The 4,065-nt window shown below is 48.2% G+C and carries 5 protein-coding genes; all 5 read left to right on the top strand.

Annotated elements, in window-relative coordinates; translation table 11 throughout:
- Window positions 1-463: cyanophycin synthetase (locus J5F18_RS13280; RefSeq protein WP_346299084.1), on the top strand; the 463-nt coding region annotated here is incomplete at its 5' end.
- The gene (locus tag J5F18_RS13275) at window positions 441-1,034 is read left to right on the top strand and encodes an SPOR domain-containing protein (RefSeq protein ID WP_346299083.1); all 594 of its coding nucleotides are present in this window, start codon (window positions 441-443) and stop codon (window positions 1,032-1,034) included. The genes J5F18_RS13280 and J5F18_RS13275, both read left to right, overlap by 23 nt.
- A 68-nt stretch (window positions 1,035-1,102) precedes the next feature.
- The gene (locus J5F18_RS13270) at window positions 1,103-1,591 is read left to right on the top strand and encodes a CvpA family protein (protein WP_346299082.1); all 489 of its coding nucleotides are present in this window, start codon (window positions 1,103-1,105) and stop codon (window positions 1,589-1,591) included.
- A gap of 18 nt (window positions 1,592-1,609) precedes the next feature.
- The gene (gene purF / locus J5F18_RS13265) at window positions 1,610-3,121 is read left to right on the top strand and encodes an amidophosphoribosyltransferase (protein WP_346299081.1); all 1,512 of its coding nucleotides are present in this window, start codon (window positions 1,610-1,612) and stop codon (window positions 3,119-3,121) included.
- 4 nt (window positions 3,122-3,125) lie between these two features.
- Window positions 3,126-3,989: a TraB/GumN family protein gene (locus J5F18_RS13260; RefSeq protein WP_346299080.1), complete on the top strand. Its 864-nt coding sequence runs from the start codon at window positions 3,126-3,128 to the stop codon at window positions 3,987-3,989.
- The last annotated feature ends 76 nt before the right edge of the window (window positions 3,990-4,065 follow it).

Raw genomic sequence — 4,065 nt, 5'->3', positions numbered from 1 at the left:
GATCAAAGAAGGATTGCGCGAAGCTGAATTGGCAGGTCGGCTGGAAATCGTTCGGAACACACCCGTTGTGATTGTCGATGTTGGGCACAATCCGCATGCGGCCAAATACTTGGCCAGTGAACTTAAACTGCGCTTTGGTGACAAATCGGTAAAGGCCGTGTGCGCAATGTTGAATGATAAGGATCAACAAGGCACACTAGCTGAGTTGCTGCCGTTAATCCAACACTGGTACTTAGCACCGTTATCGGGCGTGCGAGGCACAACAGCGGAAGACTTAGCGGCAAACCTACCGATATCAGCACCGTCGAGTTGTCATGAAAGCGTCGCTGACGCGCTTTCCGCAGCAGTCAATCATTCAGGTGAGAACGATATCATTCTTGGTTTTGGATCGTTTTTAACCGTATCAGCAATCAAAACAGCATTGTTGAAGGAGTCTAAGAGTGGCGAGCGCATTACAGAATAGAATTGTTGGAACAGTGATCGTGATTGCCTTGGCGGTTATTATTCTACCGGACTTATTGGCGGGTAAGAATTATCAATTCGATAATGATATCCAAGTTAGTCCATTGCGCCCAGAACTGAATACAGCGCCTGAACGGGCAGAGTTTCCGGATGACTTTGACACACTGACTGAACGTCAATTACTGACCTATGACGGTGACGTCACAGATGCTGAACCTCAAGAGGCAATACTTGAGTCAACAGCGCAGAACAGGGTGGAAGCACCAACGATAACAGCACCTGCGAACGAAGAAGATACCAGCCCGACACCAGCAGAAATATCTGGAGATGCATGGGCAATCCAACTTGGTGCTTTTCGTAATGCAGATCGGGTGGCTGAATTAGTTGCCACATTGAGAGCTGAAGGCCATCCAGCCTACAGTCGTTTAGTCAGAAATAGCCAAGGCCAGTCGTTAACATTACTGCTGGTTGGGCCGGATATCGATCGCAGTCGGCTCGAGCAAAAAATTCCAGAGCTGAAGCAAGTCGTTGGTCTTGATGGACGTCTCGTTGAGTATCAACCTGCTCAGTAAAATAACAAGGACAAGCGCGCGGAATTGAGTTAAAATTTCGCGCGAATTACATCCAAGGTGAGCGACTTATGGAATGGTTTGACCTCGTACTTATTGCGATTATCGCATTGTCGATTATCATCAGCCTCGTTCGCGGTTTTGTTCGTGAAGCCCTTTCATTAGGGGTTTGGATCGCCGCATTTTTTGTCGCTAGTCAGTTTTATCACGAATTAGCTGCGTATTTTACCAGTATGGACGACCCCATGATTCGAAATGGAGTCGCAATTGCAATCTTATTCGTCGTCACCCTCATTGCTGGCTCGATTATCGTTCATTTGATCAGCTCCTTAGTGGAAAAGACCGGCTTGACCGGCACCGATCGTCTACTTGGCGGCATTTTTGGTGCATTACGCGGTGTTTTAGTGGTCAGTGCATTTTTGTTTTTTGCCGATGCATTTACGCCTATTGCTCAGCAAAGCTGGTGGCAGCAATCGTCTTTAGTTCCTCATTTTACAATCTACATTCAATGGTTTTTCGAATACTTCGAAAACTCGTCTAGCTTTTTACAGCAAAGTTAATTACTGAGAGGTTCATGCATGTGCGGAGTAGTAGGAATCGTAGGTAACCAGCCGGTTAACCAAGCCCTCTACGATGGATTAACAATGTTACAGCATCGCGGTCAAGACGCAGCTGGAATCATGACAATCGAAGGTCAGACCTTGCGCTTACGCAAGTCGAATGGATTGGTTCGCGATGTTTTCCATACGCGGCACATGCGACGGTTGAGTGGCAATCTCGGGATTGGACACGTCCGTTACCCGACCGCCGGTAGCAGCAGTTCTGCAGAAGCTCAGCCGTTTTATGTCAACTCGCCGTTCGGTATTGCCATGGCACATAATGGCAACCTGACGAATGCGGAAGAGTTACAGCAATCACTCTTTCACAAAGCGCGTCGCCATATCAACACGTCTTCCGACTCCGAAATCCTCCTCAATATTTTAGCCCACGAATTACTGCAAACTGACCGCCTTGCCGTCAATGAAGCCGATATGTTTGCCGTGGTGTCTCGTTTGCACCAGCAGGTGCGCGGTGCTTATGCGGTAGTCGCCATGATTATTGGCCATGGCTTACTGGCATTCCGTGATCCGCATGGTATTCGTCCGTTGGCTTTAGGTAAACGCGAAACCCCGCAAGGCACCGAGTATATGGTTGCGTCGGAAAGCGTTGCAATCGACGGTACTGGCTTTGTGTACATGCGTGACGTTGAACCTGGTGAAGCAATTTATATCACCGAAGACGGTCAGCTGTTTAGCCAGCAATGTTCGGATCTATCCGTTCATAATCCGTGTATTTTTGAATACGTCTACTTTGCCCGCCCAGACTCGTTCCTCGATGGCGTCTCGGTGTATGCGAGCCGGATCAACATGGGACGCAAGCTCGGCGAGAAGATTCAACGTGAATATGCGGACTTAGATATTGATGTGATTATTCCGATTCCGGAAACGGCCTGTGATATCGCCTTGGAAATGTCGCGTGTTCTCAACATCCCATATCGTCAAGGCTTTGTGAAAAACCGCTATATTGGTCGCACCTTTATTATGCCGGGACAAACCCAACGGCGGAAATCAGTGCGCCGCAAGTTGAATGCGATTAGTGCAGAATTTAAAGGCAAAAACGTACTGTTGGTGGACGATTCGATTGTCCGCGGCACGACCTCGGAACAAATAATTGAGATGGCTCGCGAGGCTGGCGCGAAGAAGGTCTACTTTGCTTCAGCGGCGCCAGAAATTCGCTTCCCAAATGTCTATGGTATCGATATGCCTAGTGCCAATGAGCTCATCGGATACGGTCGCGAAGTTGCCGAAATCTCAGCGCTTATCAAAGCAGACGGCCTTATTTACCAAGATTTAGCGGATCTTATCGCCGCGGTTAAGGAAGAAAACCCAACCTTGTCGACGTTTGAAACGTCGGTATTCAATGGTGAGTATGTAACCGGCGATATTAATCAGGACTATCTTGATCGTCTCGATGCTGCGCGCAACGATACAGCGCGGCAAGGTGATGACCAAGACGAGACCAATCCAGAATTACACAACGAAGGAGATTAGGACGATGAAAATGCAATTACGGATGATTCTGCTCACAGTAATTGGCTTATTATGGATGAGTTCTGCGCAAGCGGAAATTCTCTATAAGGCAAAGTTTGGCGACCAAACTTGGTGGATTCTTGGTACCATTCACGTTGGTGAAGGTGAGGACATGTACTTGTCTGAGCGCAGTATCGAAGCCTTTTTAAATAGTGACAAAGTTTGGATGGAGCTCACCCCAGAAGAAATGGAACGTGCTGCGGAAGTGATGTTAGGTAGTGGCGTTCGTAGTAGCAATTTCTTCCCACAAAATCTTGAAGAAGAAACGTGGGCGGCACTGCAACAGCAATTGCTTGCGGTCGGTATTCCGCCAATGCAAATTACGGCATTGGAGCCTTGGTTGCTCGAGTTGATGCTGATCATGCAGATTGCAGCGCTCGAAGGCTTTAATCCTGAGCTTGGCTCTGAGTCGCAGCTTTTGGCTGTCGCGATGGGTATGCAAGGTGAGTTGCTGGGTTTGGAAACCGCACAAGATCAAATCGATGCGCTCATGGACGCGGCTGTCGGTACTGACGAAGAACAAATAGTTCGTCTGCTTGAGCAACTGGATAAAGGTGTTGAGCAACTGCATCAAATGAAAACCTATTGGGTGAATGGTGACTTGGATAGCCTGATGTCCATCTTAGTCAATGATCTTGACGAGGCTCAAATGGAAGCGGTGCTCGATCAGCGCAACATCAGCTGGATGGAGACTTTGAGTCCTTATTTTGGCCAGTCATCCGGTACGTATTTCATTGCTGTTGGTGCTGGTCACTTAGGTGGCGACACTGGACTGATTCCAGCATTTTCGGCTGCTGGCGCTGAAATGACCAATTACTCGTCGAAGTAATTCACACTTCATGAATTGAGAAAGGCCGCCAGAGCATTGCTTTGGCGGCCTTATTTGTTGCTGGCAGCTATGAGTG

The sequence above is a fragment of the Halomonas sp. BM-2019 genome (assembly GCF_017584085.1).
This window is presented reverse-complemented; position numbering and strand designations above follow the sequence as displayed.

What these genes read in the sequence shown, in the direction of transcription:
- purF (WP_346299081.1), top strand. Translation starts at nt 1,610, where the DNA reads ATGTGCGGAGTAGTAGGAATCGTAGGTAACCAGCCGGTTAACCAAGCC.
- J5F18_RS13260 (WP_346299080.1), top strand. Translation starts at nt 3,126, where the DNA reads ATGAAAATGCAATTACGGATGATTCTGCTCACAGTAATTGGCTTATTA.
- J5F18_RS13270 (WP_346299082.1), top strand. Translation starts at nt 1,103, where the DNA reads ATGGAATGGTTTGACCTCGTACTTATTGCGATTATCGCATTGTCGATT.